21 protein-coding genes and 2 pseudogenes are annotated in these 23,327 nt (G+C 65.2%); 11 read left to right on the top strand and 12 right to left on the bottom strand.

Annotated features, from left to right (window positions below; all coding sequences use genetic code 11):
- Positions 1–49: 49 nt before the first annotated feature.
- From K0O64_RS28980 to K0O64_RS28970, 3 genes are read left to right on the top strand one after another with little or no spacing between them, the layout of a single operon-like run.
- Entirely contained in the window at positions 50–3,562 is a 3,513-nt protein-coding gene (locus tag K0O64_RS28980; protein WP_225933574.1) for a response regulator, read from the top strand.
- Positions 3,555–4,421: a CheR family methyltransferase gene (locus K0O64_RS28975; protein WP_071948453.1), complete on the top strand. Its 867-nt coding sequence runs from the start codon at positions 3,555–3,557 to the stop codon at positions 4,419–4,421. Before K0O64_RS28980 ends, K0O64_RS28975 begins: the two co-directional genes overlap by 8 nt.
- Positions 4,408–5,028, top strand: a complete 621-nt coding sequence (locus tag K0O64_RS28970) for a chemotaxis protein CheB (RefSeq protein WP_071948454.1) — start codon at positions 4,408–4,410, stop codon at positions 5,026–5,028. Before K0O64_RS28975 ends, K0O64_RS28970 begins: the two co-directional genes overlap by 14 nt.
- Before the next feature lie 7 nt (positions 5,029–5,035).
- On the opposite strand, the gene K0O64_RS28965 is transcribed toward K0O64_RS28970, so the two are convergent.
- Positions 5,036–6,067, bottom strand: coding sequence for a fused (3R)-hydroxyacyl-ACP dehydratase subunits HadA/HadB (locus K0O64_RS28965; protein WP_071950211.1), 1,032 nt, complete (start codon positions 6,065–6,067; stop codon positions 5,036–5,038).
- 241 nt (positions 6,068–6,308) lie between these two features.
- On the opposite strand from K0O64_RS28965, the gene K0O64_RS28960 reads away from it, so the two are divergent.
- On the top strand, positions 6,309–7,121 hold the full coding sequence (locus K0O64_RS28960; protein ID WP_225933573.1) for a DUF732 domain-containing protein: 813 nt from the start codon (positions 6,309–6,311) through the stop codon (positions 7,119–7,121).
- Here K0O64_RS28960 and K0O64_RS28955 read toward each other — a convergent pair.
- Positions 7,118–7,483, bottom strand: coding sequence for an SgcJ/EcaC family oxidoreductase (locus K0O64_RS28955; protein WP_071948456.1), 366 nt, complete (start codon positions 7,481–7,483; stop codon positions 7,118–7,120). The genes K0O64_RS28960 and K0O64_RS28955 overlap by 4 nt on opposite strands.
- Positions 7,470–8,174 (bottom strand): SDR family NAD(P)-dependent oxidoreductase, encoded by a 705-nt coding sequence (locus K0O64_RS28950; protein ID WP_071948457.1) that lies wholly within the window; start codon positions 8,172–8,174, stop codon positions 7,470–7,472. Before K0O64_RS28950 ends, K0O64_RS28955 begins: the two co-directional genes overlap by 14 nt.
- 118 nt (positions 8,175–8,292) lie before the next feature.
- On the opposite strand from K0O64_RS28950, the gene K0O64_RS28945 reads away from it, so the two are divergent.
- The gene (locus tag K0O64_RS28945; RefSeq protein ID WP_071948458.1) at positions 8,293–9,225 is read left to right on the top strand and encodes a LysR family transcriptional regulator; all 933 of its coding nucleotides are present in this window, start codon (positions 8,293–8,295) and stop codon (positions 9,223–9,225) included.
- A gap of 42 nt (positions 9,226–9,267) precedes the next feature.
- On the opposite strand, the pseudogene K0O64_RS28940 reads toward K0O64_RS28945, so the two are convergent.
- Positions 9,268–10,236, bottom strand: a pseudogene (locus tag K0O64_RS28940) (YbfB/YjiJ family MFS transporter); the annotation flags it as partial.
- 203 nt (positions 10,237–10,439) lie between these two features.
- Between K0O64_RS28940 and K0O64_RS28935 the strand changes: the two are divergent.
- Together K0O64_RS28935 and K0O64_RS28930 are read left to right on the top strand one after the other, a co-directional pair.
- Complete coding sequence (locus tag K0O64_RS28935; RefSeq protein WP_071948459.1) at positions 10,440–11,117, top strand: SDR family oxidoreductase; 678 nt, start codon at positions 10,440–10,442, stop codon at positions 11,115–11,117.
- A gap of 65 nt (positions 11,118–11,182) precedes the next feature.
- Positions 11,183–11,860: a sensor domain-containing protein gene (locus tag K0O64_RS28930; protein WP_071948460.1), complete on the top strand. Its 678-nt coding sequence runs from the start codon at positions 11,183–11,185 to the stop codon at positions 11,858–11,860.
- Here the strand turns inward: K0O64_RS28930 and K0O64_RS28925 are convergent, their stop codons facing one another.
- A complete protein-coding gene (locus tag K0O64_RS28925) occupies positions 11,861–13,501 on the bottom strand; it encodes a peptide chain release factor 3 (protein ID WP_071948461.1) in 1,641 nt (546 codons plus the stop codon).
- 45 nt (positions 13,502–13,546) lie between these two features.
- On the opposite strand from K0O64_RS28925, the gene K0O64_RS28920 reads away from it, so the two are divergent.
- Both K0O64_RS28920 and K0O64_RS28915 read left to right on the top strand, forming a co-directional pair.
- On the top strand, positions 13,547–14,089 hold the full coding sequence (locus tag K0O64_RS28920) for a DUF4262 domain-containing protein (RefSeq protein WP_225933572.1): 543 nt from the start codon (positions 13,547–13,549) through the stop codon (positions 14,087–14,089).
- A gap of 25 nt (positions 14,090–14,114) precedes the next feature.
- Positions 14,115–14,585 (top strand): hypothetical protein, encoded by a 471-nt coding sequence (locus K0O64_RS28915; protein ID WP_125477518.1) that lies wholly within the window; start codon positions 14,115–14,117, stop codon positions 14,583–14,585.
- 196 nt (positions 14,586–14,781) lie between these two features.
- Here K0O64_RS28915 and K0O64_RS28910 read toward each other — a convergent pair whose 3' ends face one another.
- The 3 genes from K0O64_RS28910 to K0O64_RS28900 all read right to left on the bottom strand — a co-directional run bounded on the left by K0O64_RS28910 (position 14,782) and on the right by K0O64_RS28900 (position 19,035).
- A complete protein-coding gene (locus K0O64_RS28910) occupies positions 14,782–15,267 on the bottom strand; it encodes a hypothetical protein (RefSeq protein WP_096312581.1) in 486 nt (161 codons plus the stop codon).
- A 139-nt stretch (positions 15,268–15,406) separates the two neighbouring features.
- Positions 15,407–18,271, bottom strand: a complete 2,865-nt coding sequence (locus K0O64_RS28905) for an MMPL/RND family transporter (protein ID WP_071948465.1) — start codon at positions 18,269–18,271, stop codon at positions 15,407–15,409.
- A gap of 167 nt (positions 18,272–18,438) precedes the next feature.
- A complete protein-coding gene (locus K0O64_RS28900) occupies positions 18,439–19,035 on the bottom strand; it encodes a TetR-like C-terminal domain-containing protein (RefSeq protein WP_096312580.1) in 597 nt (198 codons plus the stop codon).
- A gap of 100 nt (positions 19,036–19,135) precedes the next feature.
- Between K0O64_RS28900 and K0O64_RS28895 the strand changes: the two genes are divergently transcribed.
- Positions 19,136–19,798 (top strand): L,D-transpeptidase family protein, encoded by a 663-nt coding sequence (locus K0O64_RS28895; RefSeq protein ID WP_071948467.1) that lies wholly within the window; start codon positions 19,136–19,138, stop codon positions 19,796–19,798.
- The gene (locus tag K0O64_RS28890; protein WP_071948468.1) at positions 19,798–20,550 is read left to right on the top strand and encodes a DUF1906 domain-containing protein; all 753 of its coding nucleotides are present in this window, start codon (positions 19,798–19,800) and stop codon (positions 20,548–20,550) included. Before K0O64_RS28895 ends, K0O64_RS28890 begins: the two co-directional genes overlap by 1 nt.
- On the opposite strand, the pseudogene K0O64_RS28885 reads toward K0O64_RS28890, so the two are convergent.
- The 4 genes and pseudogenes from K0O64_RS28885 to K0O64_RS28870 form a co-directional block, all read right to left on the bottom strand.
- Positions 20,551–21,203, bottom strand: a pseudogene (locus K0O64_RS28885) (nitroreductase). It abuts the gene before it with no gap.
- Positions 21,204–21,286: 83 nt separating this feature from the next.
- Complete coding sequence (locus K0O64_RS28880; protein ID WP_071948471.1) at positions 21,287–22,096, bottom strand: alpha/beta hydrolase; 810 nt, start codon at positions 22,094–22,096, stop codon at positions 21,287–21,289.
- 15 nt (positions 22,097–22,111) lie between these two features.
- Positions 22,112–22,897, bottom strand: a complete 786-nt coding sequence (locus K0O64_RS28875) for an SDR family NAD(P)-dependent oxidoreductase (protein WP_071948472.1) — start codon at positions 22,895–22,897, stop codon at positions 22,112–22,114.
- Between the two features lie 29 nt (positions 22,898–22,926).
- Positions 22,927–23,244, bottom strand: a complete 318-nt coding sequence (locus K0O64_RS28870; RefSeq protein WP_071948473.1) for an antibiotic biosynthesis monooxygenase family protein — start codon at positions 23,242–23,244, stop codon at positions 22,927–22,929.
- Between the last annotated feature and the right edge of the window lie 83 nt (positions 23,245–23,327).

Genomic DNA, 23,327 nt, shown 5'->3' with positions numbered 1-23,327 from the left:
GAAGCTTGCGACCCGATTGGCGATTGTCTGCGGTTGCGCGCTTCTCGCAGTGATTTTGGCGAATACGCTTTACACCGTTCAACTCAGGCAGATCACCGACCTGTTCGAGCAGCGTTCCCAGGCCCGCAACGACCAGGTTGCCGCACTCGACACCCAGCGGGATCTGAAGGCCCTGCTCGTCGCGCACGACAGGCTGCTGTTTTCCAACGATCCCGCCCGTCGTGCGGAACTCACGGCTGAGATCGACCAACTGGACAAGACGGTCGACACCGAGCTTCGTGCAGGCGCAGAAACCGACGACAACGACGCCATCCGCTCGCTCTATCAACAGGCGTTGGCAACCTGGGTCACCTTCCGGTCGAACTATCGCTCCGATCTGCAGAAGGCCCAAAATGCCGAGCAGGCAGCCGCTTCGGGGAGAGAACACGCCGATCAGGTCGCGCTGCTGGAGACTCAGCTGGGCCAGATCGAGCAGGACGCGGTCAAGGCCGTCGAGAGTGCCAACACGAGGGCGGGACAAGCGGTCAGTTTCGCCCGGTCTCTGCTGTGGATACTCGCCAGCGCAATCGTTCTGGTGCTGGGCATTCTGCTGTATTTCACCAGCCGCAATATCCACCGCACGGTGACATCGGCGGCCGAACAGAACGAAAAGGCACGACGCTCCAAGGAAATTCAGGCGAACCTGATGACCGAGGTGCAGGCGGCGCCCGATCTGGCGTCCGCTGGCTCCATCATCGTGTCGCGCACCGCGCAGGCACTCGACGCCAAGCACGGGGCCCTCTACCTGCGGCAGACACAGGAGACGGACCAATTCGCGCTGGTTGCGTCCTACGCCTTCCACCGCCGAAAGGACCTGCCGACTTCTTTCGGGATAGGCGATGGTCTGGTCGGCCAGTGCGCGCTGGAGGGAAACCGGATCGAGGTGACCGGCGCGCCCGGGGACTATGTCGAAATCGTCTCGGGCCTGGGCAAGACCGAGCCCGTGTCCCTGATCCTGATCCCCATCAAATTCGAGTCCGAGGTACATGGGGTTCTCGAGCTTGCCGGCCTGCAGTTGTTCTCCGAGGAGGACGTCGAACTCTTGGAGAGCATTGCGCTGGGAGCAGGAGTGGCTCTGAGCGCCATCGAGTCGGCGCAGAAGACCAGTGAGTTGCTGCGGCTATCCCAGGCACAGACCGAAGAACTGCAGGCCCAGGAAGAAGAACTGCGCACCGCGAACGAACAGCTGACGCAGCGCGAGGACCAGTTGTCGGCACAGAACGCGGAACTGGAGGAGACGACCGAGGAGTTGCGCTCGCAACAGGAAGAGCTCAGAGCGAGTTCGGAACGGCTCGAGTCGCAGGCGCAGTCGTTGGAGCAGAAGAACGACGAGCTGCATCGGCTCAGCCAAACCCTCGAAGCGAAGGCCGAGGAACTGGCCGTGTCGTCGCGGTACAAGTCGGAATTCCTGGCGAATATGTCGCACGAACTGCGCACACCGCTGAACAGCATCCTGATCCTGGCCGGCTTGTTGGCCGATTCGGATGACCCGCTCACCGACAAACAGCAGGAGTTCGCGGAGACGATCCAGCAGTCCGGCAAGGACCTGTTGAACCTCATCGACGAGGTCCTCGACCTGGCCAAGGTCGAATCCGGATCGTTGCGTCTGGAGCGGGAGCTGATCCAGGTGAACGATCTGGTCGCCTTCCTCGAGCGCACCTTCCGCCCGATCGCGGACAACAAAGGCGTCGGCTTCCACGTCGTGGTGGGTGACTCCACACCCGTGCAGCTCACGAGTGACTACACCCGCGTGAAGCAGATAGCGAAGAACCTGGTGGCCAACGCGATCAAGTTCACCGACGAAGGTTCGGTGACCGTGGAACTGTCCGCGGCAGGCGATATCGACGGCAATCCGGGCACGGGTTATCTGTCCCTGGCCGTCGTCGATACCGGAATCGGCATCGACGAAAAGGACCACCACCTGATCTTCGAGTCCTTCCAGCAGGCGGCCAGGGGAACCACCCGGCAGTACGGTGGCACCGGGTTGGGGCTGGCGATCAGCCGCGAACTGGCCCGCAACCTGGGTGGCGAGATCACGCTGCGCAGCGCGCTGGGCGAGGGATCCACCTTTACCTGCTATCTGCCCGTCGCGGCCCCGCAGGCAGGCGAATCCACGCAGCCCGAAACCCCGCGGGCCGCAACGGTATCGAGCAGCGTGGTTGCCCCGCCGGTATCACAGCAGGTGGCCGGGAACGGATCGGGGACTGCCCCGCAGCCGTCGTCCGGCCAGATGTCGCCCGAGGTGGACGGCGCCCTGGCACGCATTGGCGCGGTGGACATTTCGTCCGTCGACTGGCCGCAGGGGCCCAAACCGGTCCTGCTCGTGGTCGAGGACGACCCGACCTTCGCGGGGCTCCTGGTCGAGTTGGCCACCGAGGCCGGCTTCGACGCGGTCGTCACCGCGAGCGGGCGCATGGCGTTGGCGCTGGCGAAGGAATGCCAGCCCGCCGCGATCACCTTGGATATCGGTCTGCCGGATATGGCCGGCTGGGTCGTCCTCGACGTCCTCAAGCATGATCTCGCCACCCGGCACATACCGGTCAACGTCATCTCGGGTTCCAACGACGACGGCCGTGGGCGGCGGATGGGTGCCATCCACACGTTGAACAAGCCCGCCGAAGTCGACGATCTCCGTTCGATGTTCAGCGCGGTGGCCGACTTCCTGAAGCCGGGACCGCGGCACGTGCTGGTCGCCGAAGACGATGCCAGCCAACGCCAGGTCGTCAAGCACATGATCGAAAGCGACGATATCGCGATCACGTGCGTCGGCACCGGCCAACAGGTGCTCGCCGAGTTGGCCGGCCCGACGTCCTACGACTGCCTGGTTCTCGATCTCGGCTTGCCCGATATGGACGGCATCGACCTCATCGAGCGCGTCAAGGATCAACTCAAGCAGAAGCACTTGCCGGTAATCGTGCATACCGGAAGGGAATTGACCACAGCCGAGACGCAGCGCCTCGAAGTGCTGGCCTCTGCGATCGTGCTGAAGAACGCCAAATCACCCGAGCGGCTGCTGGACGAAACAGCGCTGTTCCTCCATCGCGTGGCCAACGACATGCCCGACTCGGCCCGGGAAATTCTCTCGAACCCCAAGCGGGTCGACGAAAGCCTCGCGGGCAACACCGTCCTGCTGGTCGACGACGACGTGCGCAACGTCTTCTCACTCGGCAGCGCGCTGAAGCGGTATGGGATCACGGTGATACCGGCCCGCAACGGTCAAGAAGGGCTCGACAGCCTCGCCGCCCATCCGGAGGTGGGACTGGTGCTGATGGACATCATGATGCCGGTCATGGATGGTTACGAGGCGATGCGCCGGATCCGGGCTGAATCCCGTTGGCGCAGCTTGCCTATCGTGGCGCTGACCGCCAAGGCGATGAAGGGCGACCGCCAGAAGTGCTTGGACGCAGGCGCATCGGACTATGTCACCAAACCGGTCGACATGGACCAATTGACGTCGGTGCTCAGGGTCTGGCTGGGCAGTCGGTTACGCGGCCAGCAGGGGGCGGCAACCACCAATGAGTGATCCCGCAGAGAATGACGCGGCCCGGTCCAAGGAACTGACGGCGATCGAGGCAGAGGCGTTCTTCTATGCGGTGTTCGAGTTCCTCGGCTACGACTTCCGTCACTACACGGACGCCTCGCGCAACCGGCGGCTGATGGCGTTCGTCGAACGGCATTCGTTGGGCACCATCTCCAGAGCCCAGGACCGGGTGCTTCGTGATCCGAGTCTGCTGGCCTCGCTGCTATCGACGATGACGGTCAACGTGACCGAGATGTTCCGGGACCCGTTGGTGTTCAAGAAGATTCGCACGGAGCTGTTGCCGCGGCTGGCCACCTATCCGCGCATCCGCATCTGGGTCGCGGGGTGTGCGACGGGCGAGGAAGCGTATTCGATGGCGATCATGCTGGATGAGGCCGGTTTGTTGGATCGGTCCACGATCTACGCAACCGATATCGACAGCGATTCCCTCAAAGTCGCTGCCGCGGCGATCTATCCCGCGGATGCGATGGTCGGAGCGACCCGCAATTATCAAGCCAGCGGCGGAGAAAGGCCGTTCTCGGACTGGTACATCGCCAAATATGATCGGTGCATTCTCAGCCCGGCACTGCGGTCGCGGCTGGAATTCTTCTCGCACAATTTGGCGACCGACAGCACATTCGGCGAATTCCATCTGATCATGTGCCGCAACGTCTTCATCTATTTCGAGGACACGCTGCAGCGCCGGGCTGAACGGATGTTCTGGGATAGCTTGGCTCCGTTCGGCAGTCTGGTCATCGGTCCGAGGGAAGGCCTCACCGTCGACGGCATGCGGTTGTTCAAGCCGCAGGACCGCCGCCTGGGCATCTACGCCAAGAGCCAGAACCAGCGTGTCCGGCCCTGACGTCGTTGTGATCGGAGGCAGCGCCGGGGGTATCAAGGCGCTGCGGGGGATCTTCGAGACCCTCGTCGACATCGGCAACACGGTGGTGTTCGTGGTGTTGCACCGCGCACCGCAGTACGCGGGACTCGACCAAGTTCTCCAGGGCTACACCGCAATTCCGATCCGTGAACCGACCAGCAGCCCCTACGCCTGCACGCCGGGCGAGGTCATTCTCGCCCCCGCGGGGTACCACCTGCTGGCGGGCAACGACCGGAGGCGGTCCACGGAGCCGCAGACGCCGATCGAGCAGTACGAGACGGGCCCCGGCGTGCGAGCCCATCTGACGTTGGATCCGCCGATCCTATGCTCGCGCCCGTCACTGGACGCGGCGTTTTCCAGCGCGGCCCAGCTCGTCAATTCGGTGACGGCCGTTCTGCTTTCCTGCGCGAGTGAGGACGGGGCGCGCGGCTGCGAGGACGTGAAAGGCGCCGGGGGGCGGGTCGTGCTGCAGGACCCGGACAGTTGCGAGGCGGCGATGGCGGTCAACGCCGCGCTGCGCGTTGTCGATCCGGATCACATCGCAGATCCGCGCGGGATCGGCCAGTGGCTATCCGAGGCGTGCGGGTAGACCGACCTCAGGCGAACCGCACGTTCATCGTCGCCAGGCCAAAGATCTTCTTGCCCGCGGATTTCGCGCCGATGAGAACAACGCCCGACCGGGTTTCCGGGTCCAGCGACTTGACCTTGCCGCTGAACTCGATGTCGGCGCCCTCTTTGGCCGAGACGACAGCGGGTTGCGACAGCCGCACCGCGAAGCGGGTCACCGCGCCCGGGTCGCCGGACCAGCTCGAGTGAAATCCGGCGCCGAGGCCCATGGTGAGCATGCCGTGGGCGATCACGTCGGGCAGCCCGGCCAACTTGGCGATGTCCTCATCCCAGTGGATGGGGTTGGCGTCGCCGGCCACACCGGCGTAGTTCACCAGATCGCCGCGCGACACCCGGGTGTGGTGGGGCGGCAACTCCTCACCGACCGAGACATCGTCGAACGACCGCGACCCCGGTGTACGGGTCAGACCTCCGTCGGCGATCCGGATCTCGCCCTCGGGCCGCAACTCCTTGGTGTACTCGGCGTCGTTTCCGCCGATGTCGAGGATGTTCATGTCGTGCATCATCGCGTTCTGAACGGCGACCTTCACGCCCGCGTCGATGTCCTCCGCGGTCACGCCGACGACCGTGGTGTGCAGGGTGTGCACCCGCTCCCCGTCGGCGTCGGTGAAGGTGTTGGTGACGGTGATGAAGTCCCGGCCCGCGGTGCGGCGTACCGAGGTCAGCTCGACGTCGATCACCAGCTCGTCACCGGCGACGATCGGTCGGTGCTGCTCGAAGACCTCCTCGGTCTGCAGATAGGTGTCGTAACCGACGACGATCGATTCGAACATCCGGCGATTGCACTGCATGCCCGGCGCCGACGTGAACGTCAACGGCGCGATGACGTCTGAGTAGCCCAGCTCGGCGGCCGCGGCGACGTCCCAGTGAGCAGGGTGGTAGTCCTGCACGGCACGGGCGTACTCGCGAAGCTTTTCGCGGCCGACGAGGTATGTGCCGTCCATCCGGTAGTAGTGGCCGACCCGCGCTTCGAGTGGTGACGTCTCTGTTGGTGCAGTCATGAATTGCTCAACTTTTCTATCGGCTTGTTCACTGAAGCCGACCACAGCACCCTAACCCGCACGCCGGGACGCACCGTCGACACGCCGCGCTGCCCAGTGCGCACGGCTGCGGAAAGAACGCGTTGCCGCAGCGAGGCGGCGGTATCGGTGATATTCAAGAGCGATGAAGCGAGCGCCCGCGGCCTGCCCCTATTGCGGGGCTGACCTGGACGCACACGGGACTTGCGCACGCTGCGGCGGGGTGCTGACGCCCACCCCGCCGACCGGCTGGCGGCCCGATCCCGCGGCCCGCTTCGAGGGTCGCTACTACAGCGCCGGGCACCCCACCAACCGGGTTCGCAACGGCAGGTCCGAGTCGAACGACCCCGTCGGCGGCCAGCTGCTGCCCGGCTATGTCGAAGTGCCGGTCGCCAGGTCGAGCATCCGGTTGACGTGGCTGGCCACCGGAGTGACGACGGCGGTGATCGTCATGGTCGCGGGCGTGGTCGGCGGCCTTCTCTGGGCACGGCACAAACCGACGCCGCCGCCCGAAGTCGACTACGTGCAGGCATTGCAGACGGCGGGGCTGTTCGATCAGTTCAATTCCGAGGCCAATGCGGTGGCCCACGGACACGAGGTGTGCAATCAGCTCGAGCACGGCGGGCAGCAGCAGGGTCTGCTCGCCGACAAGATCGCCGTCGACGTGTTCTGCCCGAAGTTCAACAAGGGCTTTCGCGTCCTCGAATCCGCCAAAATCTCAGGGGTATTCGTGCTGACCGACACCCTCGGCACCGGCGCGATCGTCACTGACGGCGGGTCGTGCCACGGCACGGACGGCTATGCCGACGTCGGTCGCACCACACCGGTCACCGTCAAGAACGACAAGGGCGAAATCCTCACCACCACGTCACTGGGTGCCGGAACCGGTGACACCGCCAACTGCACGTTCTCCTTCACGTTCCCGATCACCGAAGGCCAGGACCGCTATCTCGTATCCATCGGCCGCCGAGGCGAATTCAGCTACAGCTTCGAGCAGCTGCGCAGCCACGGACTGCAGATTCACCTCGGTCACTAGCCAGGCGCCGGGCCCGCCTGGTAGTACGCGATCCGCCAATCCCCGCCGGCGCGGACAATGACCAAGCCCAACCGAAGATCCTTCACCTCGCCGGTGGGAAGCACGAACGTCGCGGCGATGTAGCCGAGCACGGCGTCATCGCCGAGGCGCCGCGACTCGAGAACGGAGAAGTCCACCGTCATACCGGTCGGCTGGGAGTCGTAGTAGTCGAAGACTCCCTGAGGGCCCACGCTGTACGGGCGCAACCCCTGAAAGATCGCGTCGCCGGTGAACAGTTCGGCGACTGCCTGGGGGTTGTGTTCGTCGATGCCGGCCCTCCACTGATCCAGCACCGAACGCAGAAGACGCTCAATGTCCGGCACTTTGGCCCCCGTCCACGTGGAGGATCTCACCGGTGACCAAGCCGGCCTGCTCCAAGTACAGCACCGCCTCGACCGCCTCATCGATCTCGCCGAGCCGACCCAGGGGATGCAGTCCCGCCAGCGCGGCGTGGTCGGACGGATCGTGCATCGGGGTGCTGATGACTCCGAGAGCGACGGCGTTGACCCGGATCCCGCGCCCGGCGTACTCGATCGCCAGCGCCTTGGTCGCTGCGTTCAGGCCGCCTTTGGTCAGAGACGCCAGAGCGGACGGCACCTGTGAATTCGTCTGATCCACCAAACTGGTCGAGATGTTCACGACGTGGCCACCGGCTTTCAGGACCCGCATCGCCGCTCGGGTGAGCTCGAAGAAGCCGCGCATGTTCACCCCGGTGATGGCATCGTAGTCAGTGTCGGTGTAGTCGGTGAACGGCTTGGCGATGAAGATCCCGGCGTTGTTCACCACGGTGTCGACACAGCCGAAGCGCTGCAACGCCGCATCGATAATACGTTGTCCCACACCGGGTTCGGAGATATCGCCGGCGACAGTGAGTACCAGCGGATCGTCGGTGTCACCGATGCTTCGGGAGTTGGCGACGACCGCGTAGCCCAGCCTGCGGTAGCCCCGTACCAAGCCGGCGCCGATGCCCTGGGAGGCGCCGGTGATGACGGCGACCCGTGTCGGAGTGCTCATGTCGATGGTCCTTTCCTTCGCTGTGTGACTGGCTCAACGCCTCGGGCGGGCCGCCGATGCCACGCCTGCGCGATCGGTCCCCTCCCTGCTGGGAGGCTGCGCCTACTAGGCTGCAGCGATGGAGTTGCGGCAACTGCGCTACTTCGTCGCCGTGGCCGAGGAGCTGAACTTCGGTCGCGCGGCTGCGCGTCTGCGCATCGCCGGACCGTCACTGTCCCAGCAGATCAAGGTTCTCGAGCGTGAGCTCAAGGTCACCCTGTTCGACCGCGACCGCCGCTCAGTGACCCTGACACCGGCAGGTGCCGCACTACTGCCCGACGCCAGGGCCCTCATCGCCCAGGCAGACGAATTGCGCAGGCGTGCTTCAAGTCTGGGGAGCTCACAGCCGGTGCGCGTGGGCTACGTCAACTGGTGTCCCACCGATTGGTCCGAGCGCGCGGCGGGGATCGCGCAGCTGCGGGTGGACACGTGGGTAATGCCGTCGCACACGCAGGCCGCGCGGGTCGCCGACGGCAGCCTCGATCTCGCGATCTGCTGGGTCCAGAACACCGACCTGCAAGCGCTCGCGCTCGAGGCGCGACTGTTGGGCGTGGACCGGCTCTACGCGCTTGCGACCGGCCCAGACGATTCGCCCGTCGAGGCCCCCGACACGGTCGTGCTGATCGACGCGGACGCCGGCAGTTGGTCGTCGTGGAATCGCTATGCCGAGCAGTTCGCGGCCGCCACCGGTGCCCGCGTCATGCGTACCGACGACGGCGGCGTCACCGGGGCGACGTTCCTGGAGCATGTACGAGGACTTGGCCGTCCAGTGATCAACAATCCGAAGGGCCAGGACGCGTCGCTGCCCAAGGACCTGGTCCGGCGTGCGGTGATCAACCCGGCCCCGCTATGGACGTGGTCACTGGTGTGGCGGCGCGACGAAGACAACCCGGTGGTTGCCACCCTGGTCGACGAATTCACCCGGGACATCGGTGATTTCGGGCTCTCTGATCATTCTGTCTGGCTGCCCGCCGATGATCCGCATCAGCCCAGCGACCGCGGCGGCGGCTGACACGACCAACGCACCGACCACCAGGGCGGGCCGGAATCCGTTGTGCAGCAGTGGGCTGACCGCGAGCGGGCCGAGTATCTGGCCGACCGAGTAGCCGGCAGTCAGCAGCGCCACGGCGCGCGGATAGCGCAGCGCACGCGCTGCCGCAAGCGACAACGTGCTGACCCCGATGAACGTGCCGCCGAAGAGCACCGCCCCGATCAGTGCGGCCGCGACGCCGCCGAAGACCCCGGCGGCGGCAATTCCCGCGGCCTGCGCGCAGAGCGCCGCCACCAGCAGTCCGGGATGCGACCATCGTGAACTTAACGCCGACCACAATGCCGCGGAGGGGACGGTCGCCAAGCCCACGACGAGCCAGGTCGCACCGCCGAGCCAGTGCGGCGCATTCTGCGTGACCGCGGCAACCAGGAACGTGCCGGCGATGATGTATCCGACGCCTTCGAGGGTGTAGCTCACAGCGAGCAGCCCAAAATGTCTGTGCGGCAATTTGATTCGCGTTGCGGACGCCGACGCAGTGGCCACAGGCGCGGCAGGCATCGTCCAGGCGGCGGCGGTCAAGACCGCGGCAGCTGCAGCCGAGGTCCACCAGGCCAGCCGCCACTGCTCACTGGCCAGCACCAGCACTGCCGATAGCGCAATGCCTGCGCCGATCCCGCCGAATCCCCACCCGGCCAGATGGGCAGGTCGCCCGTGCGGGTGCTCCAGCAAGGTGTTGACGGCGATCACGAACACCAGGGCACTGGTCACGCCGGCCACCGTCCGCAGCAGAACCCATTCCACCGTGGTGTCGGACAGGGGCATACCGGCCAGGCTCACGACCAGTGCCACCAGCGATACCCGGCAGAGGACCATCGAGCGGGCGACGCGCGGCCACACGGAACCGACCAGTGCGCCCGCGAGGTAGCCGACGTAATTGGCCGTCGCCAGGGTGGCCGCAGTGTGAGGCGTCAGGGTCGTTTGTGCGGTCATCAACGGCAGGATCGGGGTGTAGACGAATCGACCGATTCCCATGGCGGCGGCAAGCGCTGCGGCGCCGCGCGCGACGTGCATGTGATGCTGCATCAGACCATCGTGGGTTTCGCCCAGAGCCGTCGGCCACGACCGGGGTCCTCGTAGCTGGTAGGTCATTCCTCCCAACCGTTGGCTAGGTCTAGCGGAATGAACCTAGCCTGTTCTAGTGTTGCGCCAGGCAAGCACCGTGGAAAGGGACACCGATGACCGAGCAGATCACCGCACTGGTAACAGGCGCCAACCGGGGATTGGGACGACAGTTCGCTACCGAACTGGTCGCACGGGGAGCGAAGGTCTATGCGGGCGCGCGCCGACCGGAGACCGTCGACCTGCCGGGTGCTATTCCGGTTCAACTGGACATCACCGACCCGGAGTCGGTGCGGCGGGCCGCGTCGATCGCCAACGACGTGAAGGTGCTGGTGAACAATGCGGGCGTCTACACCGGCGCCGATCTGCTGACCGGGTCGATCGAGGACATTCGGCTCGAGATGGAGACGCACTACTTCGGGACGCTGAACACCACCCGCGAGTTCGTGCCAATCATCGAGAAGAACGGCGGCGGCTCGATCCTCAATGTGCTGTCCGTATTGTCGTGGTACCACGCACCCGCAGTCGGTGCCTACGCGGCAGCCAAGGCTGCCGGCTGGGCGATGACCGATGCGCTACGAACAGAACTCGCCCCCAAGGGGATTCACGTGGCCTCCCTGCATGTCGGCTATATGGACACCGACATGGCCAGCTTCGTCCCCGCCGACCAGAAGACCGATCCAGCGGTGGTGGCGAAAATGGCCCTTGACGGACTGCTCGCCGGCCAATCCGAAATCCTGGCCGACGATCTGACCCGGCAGGTCAAGGCGGGTCTGTCCACCGCCAACAGCTAAGCACCGGGGACCGCGCCTATGTTCCGCCTGATCGTGGGTATACCGGGCGTGAGATGGATCGTCGAATGCTGGTCGCGACAGCGGCCGTGGGGTGTGCGGTGGTCAGCGCCGGGTGTGGCGGCACCACCGGAGGCACTGCTGTGAAAGCGACCGCCCCCAAGTTGATCGCGCGCCCTCTCGTCGAACGAGAGATATCGGGTCTGTTGCTCAGCCCTGACCAGGTGAACGCCGCGGTGGGTGTCAACAACATGGCGGTCACCAACACCGCGACCTCGATGGCCGACAACGCCCCTATCATGACACCGCCGGAGTGCCTCGCCATCGACGGCGCCGCGGAGACTCGCGTGTACGCCGGCAGTGGCTTTGTGGCGGAGCGCGACCAAAGCCTCAGCGACGGTGACAAATTGGAGCATTACGTCAAACAGGCCGTGGTGCTGTTTCCCACCGCCGACCAAGCCCGAGCGTTCTTCACCGCCTCGGCGCACCAGTGGCCCGCCTGCCACGACTTCACCCACACGCAGAGCCAGACGCACTGGACTGTGGGCCCGATCGCCACCACCGAGGACACGATGAGCACCACCGCGACTGAGGAAGAGGCCAGTGCCCCGGGCCGGGCCTGCGGCCGGGCGTTGGAGCACCGCAACAACATCATCATCGACGTCAACACCTGCGCCGCCGACCCCGGTGACTCGGCGTCGAAGATTGCCGACCAGATCGCGGCCAACGTCGCCGCGAAGTGGTGATCAGTCGTCGCCGGCCGCGACCAGCGGGCGCAGCGTCACCTTCGGGTTGTCCTCACAGAAGCCCTGCAGTCGCCACTTCGTGGTGAACAGCGCGAGCATGACGCCGTCGGTGCGAGTGAGGACTTCCGTCGACACCTGCTTGTCCACGAACGGCGCGTCCTCGGGATCGACGGCGCGCGCCACGGTGTAGGGCAGTGACTCGAGCGAGATCGGCGCGTTGAACTCGGTGGCCATCCGGTGACTGGTCACCTCGAACTGCAGCGGGCCGACGGCGGCGAGGACCGGCGCCTGCTCACCGCGACGGTCGGACCGCAGAACCTGCACCACGCCTTCCTGCTCGAGTTGTTCGATGCCCTTGCGGAATTGCTTGTGCTTGCTCGGGTCGGTGCCCCGCGCGACCGAGAAATACGCCGGCGAGAAGCTCGGTATCGGTGGGAACTGCACGGGCACGTCACGGAACAGGGTGTCGCCCGGCCGTAGCGCCGCCGCGTTGGCAAGCCCGATGACATCTCCGGGCCACGCGTTGTCGAGCGTTGAGCGCTGTTGGCCGAACACCGACTGCGCGTACTTGGTGACGAACGGCTTGCCGGTCGCGGCGTGGGTGAGGACGTCGCCTCGCTCGAAAGTCCCCGAACACACTCGGGCGTACGCGATCCGGTCGCGGTGAGCGGAGTCCATGCCGGCCTGCACCTTGAAGACGAACGCGCTGAACGGTGCGTCGACCGGTCGGATGTTGCCGTCGACGTCGGCCTGGCCGCTCGGCGGCGGCGCGAGCCGGGTCAGGTTGTCCAGCAGCTGGTTCACACCGAAGTTCAGCGCCGCAGAGGTGAACAGGACGGGCGTCGTCACACCCTGCAGGAACGCCTCCTGGTCGTGGTCGGCGTCATCGGCGGAAAGCAGTTCGCATTCTTCGACCGCGTTGTCCCAGTCGACGCCGGCCGCGTCGTGCGCGTGCTCGGGTGCGATGTGTTCCTCGGGGGCAGCGGTGGCGCCGCCTGCGGTTCTGGTGAACCGGATGAAGTTGCCGGTGCGGCGGTCCAGCACACCTTTGAAGTCGCCGGCGATGCCGACCGGCCAGGTCAACGGGGTGGGCTTGAGCCCGATGCGTTCCTGGATCTCGTCGAGGAGTTCCAGTGCGTGGCGGCCGGGACGGTCCCACTTGTTGATGACCGTGAGGATCGGCAGGCCGCGGTGCTTGCACACCTGAAACAGCTTGAGCGTCTGCGGTTCCAGGCCCTTGGCCGCGTCGATCAGCATGACGGCGCAGTCGACGGCACTGAGCACCCGGTAGGTGTCCTCGGAGAAGTCGGCGTGCCCGGGGGTGTCGAGCAGGTTGATTACGCAGTCCTGGCCCTCGGGCGAGTGGTACGGGAACTGCAGCGCCGTCGAGGTGATGGAGATACCCCTGGCCTGTTCCATCTCCATCCAGTCCGACACCGTGGACCGGCGCCCGGCTTTGCCGTGGATGGCGCCGGCCTGGGTGATGATCCTGGCGTGCAGCACCAACGCCTCGGTGAGCGTGGACTTACCAGCGTCCGGGTGGCTGATGACGGCGAAGGTTCGCCGGCGGCCCGCTTCGGTCGCGAGCCGGTTTGCGGCAGCCGTGGACGGTGCGCGGGTTTCGAGGTCTTGATCGCTCATTGCGTGGTCGATGGTATTTGCCGACGACGCAAAACCTCTAATCGTGTGGCAAGCCGAAACTTGTCGGAGCCCGCGCGCATTGTGGTCGCAACCACTACAGAAAGGCGTGCCATGTGCTGGCGATGCGACCACCCCGACGCCACTACAGAGGATTATCTGGAGGAATTGCAGGCGACGATCCGTGACCACGGTTGGGCCGTGCAATTCGTCGAGAGCGAAAATCGGCCCTTCGCGTACACGATCGGTTTGCATGACCACGACTTGCCGGAATTGCTGATCACCGGGTTGAGACCCGAAGTTTCCGCCAGCGTGCTCAACTCCATCGCACACATGATTGTCGACGACGGCACGACCTTGGAGCCGGCGATGCACATCGACTTCGAAGACCGCTTCCTCATCGAGGTGGTTGAGGTCGAACACCCTGACGTGCACTTGAAATTCGGGGTGCGGTTATTTGGCCCGCGGATCCGCGCGTTCCAACTTGTGTGGGCCGACAATCACGGCCGGTTCCCCTGGGAGCCAGGGTGGGGACACGGCCGACGTCGTCAGCCAGTACTCGGGGTACGAACTGAGCTCAGTTCCCCGTAGCTGGTTGTGCGCGCATTGTCAGACCATGCCTTCAGAGCAGATGCAGCTCGACCTCAATGGCTTTCCCATCGCGACAATGCGTCGTCCGATCGGCCCGGCAGCCACTACGCTGACCAGCATGAACGGGCAGACCGGCATCGAGATCCAGGTGGGGTTGACGCCGGGTCAGAAGGTCATCGGCAAGCTGCTGCATGCCGCCCATCTCGACGTCATCGGCAGAGCGGTCGCCCAAGGCAGCACCGCTGTCATCGAGGTCGACGGCCGGCGCACCGAGGAGCCGTTCTACGAAGCGCACTTCATCGCGTGTGAACCCGGTGAGCACACCGTCGAGATGTTCATGCAGGGCAAAGGCCCCGGGTCAGATGCCATCGCGAACAAGATCTACGGTGCGAACCTGTCGACGACCGTGGAGGACGGGCAGGTGTCTGTTTTGCTGTACACGCCGAAGGACGGCGTGGGTGCCACGCTGACCTTCGTGGAGACTCGACCGGCCTGAGAGGGGAGCGTGGCGGCATGCTGCGAGGCAAAGCCGTTGCTGGCCAGTACATCAGCACAAGTGCGTAGAACGCGAGGATCTCAAGGCGGAACTACGACCCGCCCGCATCGAATTTCACGTTTTGCGACGCCGCACTCGAACTTCCGCTGCGAAAAGTGAATTTCGATGCGGAAGGGGCCAACCGCGGTCTCACGACCTAGGAGGCTGCCTTCACGGTCCGCTTCACCGTCGCGCGCGGCTTCGCGGCCGGCATCGGGGTGACGGCGGCGGGGCGGACGGGCCGGGCCGGGCGCCGGTTGTGACGCTGAATTCGCTTGTCCAACAACCGCAGTTCCCGGGTGGTCAGGGAGCGGCTCTTGTGGACCAGGAGGTCGAGCTGTTGCCAGCTGAGGCCGTCAAGGTCACCGTCTGCATCATGGGTGGCGACGACAACGCAGCCGGGCAGAAGCGGCACCGACTTGGCGGTGAAGTTGGTTGTCGCCAGAAGAATTTCAGTTGCTTGCTGGTTGATCCGGCTCTGGCATCCCGGGGGCGACGGGCTGAACCAGAAATCGAATTGCCGGTCGGGACTGGTCAGGCAGTGGAGCTGACGGCCCTTGAAGAGGCGGTCGATGTCGGCCTTGGTGTAGGCGCGGGTCTCATATACGGGGCCGTTGGAGCTGAAGTAAAGGATTGTGTTCATAACGGAGATCCATTCGACTCTTTCTTAGCTGGTCAGGGCGGCGCCGGTATGCCAGCGCTGTTACCAAAGTTACCCCTGTTGCATTTGGGACAAACCTAGATCTCAATGTGGAAACAATGTGTTCTTGCTGACAGTGCCGTCAGTCGTCCCACAACAGCAGCTGCCGAACTGCAGGCCGGGATCCGTAGGGCCGCAACATCGCGCTGGCCGGCCGCGGCCGTACGCGCAGCGGCCACCAGAACCACCGGCCTAGAAGCGCGGCGATCGACGGCGTCATGAACGACCGGACGATCAACGTGTCGAACAACAAGCCGAGCCCAATGGTGGTGCCGATCTGGCCCAGAACCAGAAGATCACTGAAGGCAAGTGAGGCCATCGTGAAGGCGAATACCAGGCCGGCGGCGGTGACGACACCGCCGGTGCTGGCCATGGCCCGGATGATGCCGGTGTTGAGTCCGGCGCCGATCTCTTCCTTGAACCGCGATATCAACAGCAGGTTGTAGTCCGAACCCACTGCCAGCAGCAGGATCACGGCCAGTGCGAGCACAACCCAGTACAACGGCTTGCCCAACAGGTCCTGCCACACCAGAACCGACAATCCGAACGAGGCGCCGAGTGAGAGCGCCACGGTGCCGACGATCACCAACGCGGCCACGATGCTTCTGGTGATGAACATCATGATGAGCAGGATCAGGCTGAGCGCGGCGATTCCGGCGATCATCAAGTCGTACTTGGCCATATCGGAGATGTCTTTGTAGGTCGCGGCGGTACCGCCGATGTAGATGCTCGAGCCGGCCAGCGGGGTTCCCTTCACCGCCTCCTGCACCGCATGCCGAATCTTCTCGATGTGGGAAAGACCCTCGGGCGTAGCGGGATCCACGTCGTGGGTGATGATCATCCGGGCGGCCTTGCCGTCGGGGGAGAGGAACAGCTTCAGTCCGCGCTGGAACTCGCTGTTACTGAACGCCTCCGGTGGGAGGTAGAACGAGTCGTCGGTCTTCGAGGCGTCGAACGCCGCGCCGAGGGCGGTCGCGTTCTGCAGCGCCGCCGCCGTTTGGTCGTAGATACCGGACTGGGTGGCGTAGTTCGTCATGGACAGCTCGCGGTTGGCCTGCTGGCTGTCGATCTGTTGCGGAATCAAGGCGAGCAACTTCGGCTGCAGCGCATCCAGCTTGTCCAAACTGGCTGTGACATTGGCCAGTTGGTCGGTCAGGGCATCGATTCCGTCGAGTGCGTCGAAGACCGAACGCAACGCCGCGCAGGCCGGGATGTCGAAGCAGTGCGGCTCCCAGTAGAAGTAGTTGCGCAGCGGCCGGAAGAAATCATCGAAGTTCGCGATCTTGTTGCGCAGATCCTGTGCCACAGCGACGGTCTGGTGGAATGCCTCGACCTGCTCATGAGTGGCTGCGGAACTCTGCTGTTGCAAGGCGTACTGCTCCCGCAGGATGTTGATCGTCTTGTCGATCTCGCCTACCTGCTTGAGCAGGTCTGCGGCGCGCGCCTGCTGATAGGGCAGGTTGTTGATCTGCGCGCTGCTTTGAGCGCTGATCTGGAAGGGCACCGAGCTGTGGTCGAGCGGGGTTCCCAATGGGCGCGTGATGGATTGGACCATCGCGATGCCGGGCGTATGGAAGACGGCCTTGGCGACCCGCTCCAACAGAATCATGTCGGTCGGGTTCCGCAGATCGTGGTTGGACTCGATCATCAGCAGTTCGGGATTGAGTCGGGCCTTAGAGAAGTGCCGCTCAGCGGCGGTGTAGCCGACGTTGGACGGAACATCGGCGGGCATATAGGCACCGACGTCGTAACTGGTCTTGTAGCCGGGCAGCGCCAACAGACCGATCAGCGCGATCCCCAGGGAGACAACAAGGATGGGGCCGGGCCACCGCACGATAGCGGTTCCGATACGCCGCCAACCCCGAGTTCGGGTCCGGCGCTTGGGGTCGAGCAGACCGAAGTGACTGGCGATCGTCAGAACGGCGGGGGCCAGGGTCAGTGCGGCGATCAGCGCGATGAAAACACCGATCGCGGCGGGAATGCCGAGACTCTGGAAATAGGGATTGCGGGTGAACGTCAGGCAGTAGACCGCGCCGATGATCGTCAGCCCGGACCCCAAAATGACGTGGGAGGTCCCGCGGTAGGTGTCATAGAACGCGGTCTGCCGGTCCACACCCGCCGACCGCTCTTCGTGATAGCGGCCGACGAGGAAGATCGCATAGTCGGTGCCGGCGGCGATGACCAGCAGCGTGAGGATGTTGGTGGAATAGGTGGAAAGTCCGATGAACCCGGAGTTGGCCAAGAACGACACGATGCCGCGGGCCGCGGACATTTCGATGAGCACCGTGATGAGCATCAACAGCATGGTGACCACAGACCGGTACACCAGCAGCAGCATGATCGCGATCACCCCGATGGTGAGCAGGGTGACCTTCGTCGTGCCCTTGTCACCGCTTTCGAACTGGTCGGCGACCTGCGGGGCCGCGCCGGTGACATAAGCCTTGATCCCGGGCGGTGCCGGTGTGTGTTCGACGATGTCGCGGACCGCGTCGACCGATGCCAGCGACAGCGCCTCGCCCTGGTTGCCGGACAGGAACACCTGGACGTAGGCGGCCTTGCCGTCGGGGCTCTGCGCGCCTGCAGCGGTCAGGGGATCGCCCCAGAAATCTTGGATGTGTTGGACGTGTTTGCGATCGGCGGAGACTCGCCGGATCAGTTCGTCGTAGTACCGGTGCGCTTCGGCGCCGAGCGGTTGGTCGCCTTCGAGGACGATCATCGCCGCGCTGTCGGAGTCGAACTCGCCGAAGACGTTCCCGATCCGTTTGAACGCCTGCAGCGAGGGCGAGTCGGGGGAGCTCAGCGCGACGTTGTGCTCCTTGCCGACGACTTCCAGCTGCGGCACCAGCGCGTTGCTGAGAACGGTGATCGCCAGCCAGAACAGCAGGATCGGGATGCAGAGCGTCCGGGTGGCCCGGGCGACCCGGTGGGTCAGAGTCCGGTCAGTCACTTGCTGATCCTGAGCTTCGTTCGAAACCCTCTGCACCCGTTGGCCTTTCGATAACCGGCGAACACGATTACTTGGCGGGGAGAGATCGTTTCCCGGTCAGCAGGGGCTGATCGCTCTAGACGGTACGGTACGGTACGGTACTGGATCGCCGCAGGCAACACTTCGTTCTAGCTGATAGGACGGGTGAGGCTGGGGATGATGACGTTGTCCACGAGCGCCCGCACGGTCTGCCGGTTGGGCGGCCGGTTGGGGACGATCGACCGGAAGATCAGGTAGCCGGGCAGCAGATCCCAGAGTTCCTCGGTGATCGCCTCCGCTTTGATCTCACCGCGGTCGACGGCGTGCTGCAGGACCGACTCGATCAAGGCCTTGCGCTGGTCGAGGAACTGATGCTGCATGGCCTCGCGGAGTGCGGGGTCGCGGGAGACCTCCACCATCACCGCCCGGATGGTGGCGGAGTGTTCGTCCGCGTGTTCGGTAATGGCATCGCCGAGGCTCAGCAAGTCCTCCCGCAGGCTTCCGGTGTCGGGCCGCACCGCCTTGCAGCGAACGCCTTCGATGAAGGCCGCCAAGACCAGCTCACCCTTCGACGGCCAGCGCCGATACACCGTGGCCTTGCTCGCTTTCGCGGTCGCCGCGACAGCGTCGACAGTCAGCCGCTCGTATCCATGCAGCTGCAGCAGCTGCAGCGTGGCAGCCAGCAGCTCCGCTTCGCGCGGCGACCACGGCGACGATTCCGCCTCGTAGTCGGCAATCTTGGTCACGCGCTCACCATAGAGCGCGTACGGCAGTACGGTCCAGTACTGCTGAACCCGGGTGTAAGGCCATTTCGCTGCACCGAATCGCCCCCATGCTGCAGTTACGATGAACGCCGTGGCGAGCCTCGTGGTGCGAATCGGCCTAGCCCTGCTTCTGAGTGTGCTCCTGGCCCCACCGGCGAGCGCCGCACCGGAGACCTCGCAATGGATCGTCGTCGGCGTGCCCGCCGCCAACTCCACCACCGGCACGCTGACCGCCTTCCAGCGGGTCGGGCAGGACTGGAAGGTTGTGCTGGGTCCCACGCCGGCCAAGGTCGGCGAATTGGGCGTCGGCGCCCCGGCCGACGGCGTCTACCGCACCCCGGAGGGCACCTTCGGATTCGACCAGGCCTTCGGCCGTGAGCCCAACCCGGGCACGAAGATGCCTTATTTCCAGGCCACCAACCAGGACTGGTGGGACGAGGACGGCAAGTCCCCGACGTACAACACCCACGTGCGGGCCGCGGCCCAGCCGTCGGGCATCGCGGAGAACCTCTACGACTCGGGACCGGTCTACGACTACGCGGTGAACATCACGTCCAACCCCCAACGCATTCCGGGCAAGGTGGCCGGGATTTTCCTGCACGTGACCGACGGCAATCCCACGTGGGGCTGCATTGCCATCGGCCGCGACGAAATGAAGTCGATACTGAATTGGCTTGACCCCGCGGCCAACCCGCAGATCACCATCGGGGTCGGTGAACCCTCGCTCATCACGGCGCGGTCGTGATGGAGCCGACCCGGCGCGACGTCTTCCGGTATGCGCTCACGGCGCTGGCCGGTGCCGCTGCCCTCGGTGCGCCGAAGGCATCCGCCGAGGGGCTGCGGCTGATCGATTTCGCGGTGCAGCTGGTTTCGCCCGAGCAGATCAAGGCCGCCGGCTACGACGGGGCTCTGGTCTACGTGTCCGAGCTGCGGCCGGGCGCCACCTTCGATTTCAAGCCGGTCACCCGCGACTACACCGACGGACTCATTGCGGCCGGGCTGCATGTCGTCAGCTGCTACCAGTTCGGTAAGCCCGGCTGGCCCACACCCTCGGATTTCACCCGCGCCTTCGACGGCGGCGTGGCCGACGCCCAGACCGCGCTGCGGATTCACGGCGCGGCGGGTGGACCGAATTCGGCGCCGATCTTCTTCAGCGTCGACGAGGACATCAACGCCGACACGTGGAAAAGCACAGCGGTCCAATGGTTCCGGGGTATCAACTCGGTGCTCGGTGTCGAGCGCACCGGGATGTACGGCGGCGCCCGTCAACTCGGATGGGCGATCGGCGACGGCGTGGTCGGTCATTCCACGAGTCCCGGCCATCGCTGGGCCTGGCAGACCAAAGCATGGTCGGGGGGTGCCCGCGAACCCGCCGCGGTGTTGTTCCAACGTGAGGTCGTCACCGCGTCCGACCCAGGCGCGATCATCGACGGAGTCAGCGTCGACGTCGACGACGTGTTGGCGCCGGACTTCGGCCAGTGGGATCTCGCCCGCTGATCAGCTGTCGATGAACACGACGTTGTTCTCGAGCGGATTGCGCGGCACGATCAGCTGATTGCACGCGAACTCCGGATCGGGATAGCCGATCGAGACACCGCACAGAATGCGCATCTCCTCGCCGATCCCCAGCTGTTCGCGCAGCACATCGGGATAGCCGGCGACCGAGACCTGCACGCAACTGCCCAAGCCGCGTGCGGTGAGCGCGAGCAGGAAGGTCTGCAGGAACATGCCGACACCGACGGCGTCGACATAACCCAGGTCGCGGTGCATGCAGACGATGCCGGCCACGGGTGCGCGGAAGACTCCCAATTACGCAGGATGGCAAGGCGTCTGGCTTCGGCATCGTCGCGCGCGACACCCATCGTCCCGTACACCAGTGCGCCCAGCTCACGGCGCAGGTGCGCAAACGACTCCGGCAGTTCGGGCACGTTCGGAGCCTCGATGTCAGCCTGCTCGAGCAGCGCCTCGGCCAGGCGATCCCGCACCGGGCCGGACGCGAAGATCACATGCCACGGCTGCACATTGGAGTTCGACGGAGCGCGGATCGCCAGCTCCAGTGATTCGGTGACGAGTTCCCGAGGCACCGGCTTGTCGCGGAGGAACAAGCGGATGGACCGGCGGTCACGGATCGCGTTCTCGAGGTCGTACATCGCGTCCCTCCGTCGTCAACCCGTTCTGCATCGGAGAACGCCGGTGACCGCGGAATGCATCCCGGCGCTGTCAGACCGCAGCGTCAGAAGCCCTTCCTCGCCAGCCATTCCAGGGCCACGTCGGCCACGTCACGCCATCCGGCGTCGATGGTCAACGAGTGACCACGACCGTCGAACTCGCGGAATTCGGTGTCGGATCCACCCTTCTCGTAGAGGCCGTACACCTCCTTGGTGACCTTCAGCGGCACCGTGTGGTCTTCGGTTCCCGACGTCAGCAGTAGTGGACCGCGATCGATGAGGTGAGTGTCGACCTTGGCCGGCGAGTCCCGGTGGAAATTGGCGGTGGCATCCTCGAACAGCGGGCGACCAGGGCCGGGAATCGTCCACTTGTCGTGCAGCTCATCGCTTTCCTGCTCGGTCAGGGTGTTGCCGAACGCGTAGCGGAACTGCTTGGCGTTCAGTGCCACGGTCCGGTGCCGGTTGGCCGGATTGCCGAGTACGGGGAACGCCGACCGCAATTGCGCCAGCGGCAGCGCCTTGACGCCCTTGATGGGGGCCGGGTCGATCGCGACGGCCGCGGCGACGTGGCCCGCGGCGAGCAGCTCCTGAGCGATGAGGCCGCCGAAGGAATGTCCGATCACGACGGGCTTGGCTTGGTGCTTACCGCCGGCGTCGATGATCTCCACATAGTGGTTGACGATGTCCTCGATTCCGATGTCGTTGAGGGCGTCGGCGTTGTCACGCGTCTCGGTGACGGTGTCGCCATCACCGGGCCAGCCCGGGGCCGATACCGCATACCCGCGTTCGGTGAACAGGTCCAGCCACGGCTGCCAGGCGGTGGCGTGGATCCACAGACCGTGGATGAAGATGACGGAATTGAGTTTGGTGCTCATAAGTCCCTTCGCGGATTACAGGGTGGTGACATAGCCACCGTCGATGCGGAAGTCGGAACCGGTGATGTTGGCCGAGCGGTCACCGGCGAGGAAGAGCGCGAGGTCGGCGACTTCCTGCGCGGTGGTGAAGCGTCCGGTGGCCGAACCGGCGACCACGGAGTCGACGACCTGGTCGGGGGTGGCCCCGCTGGCCGCCGCGAACTGCGCGGCGATCCCCTGATCAGCCAGCCACAACGGGGTGGCGACCGGCCCGGGACTGATGGTGTTGACGCGAATACCGTTGCGGCCGAACTCCTTCGAGACCGCCTTGGCGAAGTTGGCCAGGGCCGCCTTGGCGGCGCCGTAGTCGACGATGTTCCATTCCGGCAGCGTCGCGTTGACCGAACCGATCATCACGATCGATCCGCCGCCGCGGCGCAGCATGTGCGGGATGGCCTCCCGGGTGGTCCGCACGGCGGACAGGAAGTTCACCGACAAGCCCGCCAGCCAGTCGTCGTCGGTCACCGACAGCAGACCGTCGAAGCGCGGCGTGACCGCCCCGGCGTTGTTCACCAGGATGTCGATGCCACCGTGCTGCGCGGCGGCTTCGATCACCGCGCGGGGCCCCTCGGGGGTGGCCAGGTCGGCGGCGACGAACGTGGCCAGACCGGCCGCTTCGAGCGCCTCGAGCTCGGCGGTGTTGTGCCGCGCCCCGGCAATCACGTGCGCGCCCGCGGCGGTCAGGGTCTCGGTGATGGCCAGACCGATTCCCTTGCTCGCACCCGTCACAACGGCGACTCTGTCGGTGAGGTTGGTATCCACAAGGGATACCTTGCCGCACCTGCGCCGGTTCAGCGCTCCAAAGTGAAGACCACGTCATACAGCCCGGGATGTGCCTGGCCGTACTCGGCATTGCGATCCAGGAATCCCGCCGCCCGCAACCGCTCGATCACCTGCAGCGCCGCATCGAGGCTGTCGCTTTGGGCGTAGTTCACCACCCGGGTACCGTCCAGGCTGCGATGTAGGCTGGCCGAACGCCAGCCGGGTATGGTGCTCGCGAATTCTGCTGCCTCTCGGAGCAATTCGATCAGGGGCTGCTGACCGCCTTCGGGCACCGTGGACGTGTTGATCTGGGTGACGATCCCGGCGTCGGTGCGAATGAACGGCATGACTACCTCCTATGTGGAGGCGCTGTGAAACCGGAGGCTGGACCACGGCCCTGTCGGTGCCCGCGCCAAGCCACCGGCGCAGC

The sequence above is a fragment of the Mycolicibacterium pallens genome, assembly GCF_019456675.1.
GTDB classification, from domain to species: domain Bacteria; phylum Actinomycetota; class Actinomycetes; order Mycobacteriales; family Mycobacteriaceae; genus Mycobacterium; species Mycobacterium crocinum.
The sequence above is the reverse complement of the archived record's forward strand: the minus strand, read 5'-3'. Positions and strand labels throughout refer to the sequence as shown.

Coding starts and splice junctions, on each gene's coding strand:
- K0O64_RS28975 (WP_071948453.1), top strand. CDS start 3,555: ATGAGTGATCCCGCAGAGAATGACGCGGCCCGGTCCAAGGAACTGACG.
- K0O64_RS28965 (WP_071950211.1), bottom strand. CDS start 6,067: ATGACTGCACCAACAGAGACGTCACCACTCGAAGCGCGGGTCGGCCAC.
- K0O64_RS28950 (WP_071948457.1), bottom strand. CDS start 8,174: ATGAGCACTCCGACACGGGTCGCCGTCATCACCGGCGCCTCCCAGGGC.
- K0O64_RS28945 (WP_071948458.1), top strand. CDS start 8,293: ATGGAGTTGCGGCAACTGCGCTACTTCGTCGCCGTGGCCGAGGAGCTG.
- K0O64_RS28935 (WP_071948459.1), top strand. CDS start 10,440: ATGACCGAGCAGATCACCGCACTGGTAACAGGCGCCAACCGGGGATTG.
- K0O64_RS28930 (WP_071948460.1), top strand. CDS start 11,183: ATGCTGGTCGCGACAGCGGCCGTGGGGTGTGCGGTGGTCAGCGCCGGG.
- K0O64_RS28925 (WP_071948461.1), bottom strand. CDS start 13,501: ATGAGCGATCAAGACCTCGAAACCCGCGCACCGTCCACGGCTGCCGCA.
- K0O64_RS28915 (WP_125477518.1), top strand. CDS start 14,115: ATGCCTTCAGAGCAGATGCAGCTCGACCTCAATGGCTTTCCCATCGCG.
- K0O64_RS28910 (WP_096312581.1), bottom strand. CDS start 15,267: ATGAACACAATCCTTTACTTCAGCTCCAACGGCCCCGTATATGAGACC.
- K0O64_RS28895 (WP_071948467.1), top strand. CDS start 19,136: ATGAACGCCGTGGCGAGCCTCGTGGTGCGAATCGGCCTAGCCCTGCTT.
- K0O64_RS28890 (WP_071948468.1), top strand. CDS start 19,798: ATGGAGCCGACCCGGCGCGACGTCTTCCGGTATGCGCTCACGGCGCTG.
- K0O64_RS28880 (WP_071948471.1), bottom strand. CDS start 22,096: ATGAGCACCAAACTCAATTCCGTCATCTTCATCCACGGTCTGTGGATC.
- K0O64_RS28870 (WP_071948473.1), bottom strand. CDS start 23,244: ATGCCGTTCATTCGCACCGACGCCGGGATCGTCACCCAGATCAACACG.